The following is a 1,092-nucleotide window of genomic DNA, read 5'->3' as shown; positions in this document are numbered from 1 at the left end:
GCGGGGGAGTGGTGGGGGTGCCGCCGGTCAGGGAGACGCTGGAGCTGCCGGTGCTCTGGTAGCCCTCGGTGGCCATGATCATGTAGTACTTGAACTCGCCCATCGGCATCCCGGCGCGCTCCCAGGCGTCGAAGTGGACACCGGTGTTGATGGTGCCGCTGCTCCGCTTGCTCTGCCGGATGCTCCAGTACTGCTGGAAGGTGGCGGTGCCCTCGACGGACGGCTGGTTGGTGCGAGTGGACTCGTAGATGTCGTACGTGCCGCCTCCGTCGGTGACGGTGCCGCGCTTCGTGCCTCCCGAACCGGGGTTATAGGGACCGAAGTTCTCCACGATGTAGTACTCGACCAGCGGGTTGGCGGTCCACCCGTACAGGGCCAGGTAACCGTTGCTGCCGGGGTTGAAGCTGCCGGAGTAGCTGACGCTGCGGCGACTGCCGTTGCTCCAGCCGAGGCCGCCCACCCAGTTGTTGGTGTCGGTCCACCTGCTGCTGTACTGACCGGCCGCTCCGAGCGTCATGGTGACGGAGCCCGGGTCGTCGGTCCAGAAGGAGTAGTAGTACCCGTTGTAGGTGCCGGTGGAGTTGCTGGTCAGAACCTGGTCGGCACGCGCGGTGCCGGGCAGTAACAGGCCCGAACCGGCAGCCGCGACCACTGCTCCGGCGCCGCCGAGGACCAGCTTCCGGCGGCTGACAGGGCGTGCTGCGGAGTTGTGGGGGGTCTCGCTCATACGAGTGTTCCTCCTCATGGGGGGCACCGCCGGTGACCGGGAGACACGCCGAACGCACCTCGGCGTTCATCGACGAGGACAAAGACCGGTCCTGCGCATGTCACGCCCGACCGGAGAGCGTCACAACAGTCTTCCTGGGCGCGGGAGTTGTCAATAGTTGCGCAACGTTTTCGAAACACCGCGTGACCCTGCGGTGCTGTTACGCCCGGGTAGGAAGGGTGCCGGGGCACATCGGAGGGCGAGCGGGCGTCGCGGTGTGCCCGACCCCGGGGTCGAAAGTTTCGGAAAGGTTTCGGAGGGTCAACACCCCAGGAAGAAGCCCTGTCGTGGCCCGTCCGCACCCTCTTCCTCGCACGGAGAAGGCC

Annotated in this window: 1 protein-coding gene; it reads right to left on the bottom strand. The window is 66.6% G+C overall.

All coding sequences use genetic code 11. The features are described from left to right. Positions 1 to 727, bottom strand: a 727-nt coding sequence (locus ACOV8S_RS22120) for a glycoside hydrolase family 11 protein (protein ID WP_448319685.1), incomplete at its 3' end; no start/stop codon positions are given. Positions 728 to 1,092 lie beyond the last annotated feature (365 nt).

The sequence above is a fragment of the Streptomyces sp. CO7 genome (assembly GCF_053474865.1).
The sequence above is the reverse complement of the archived record's forward strand: the minus strand, read 5'-3'. Positions and strand labels throughout refer to the sequence as shown.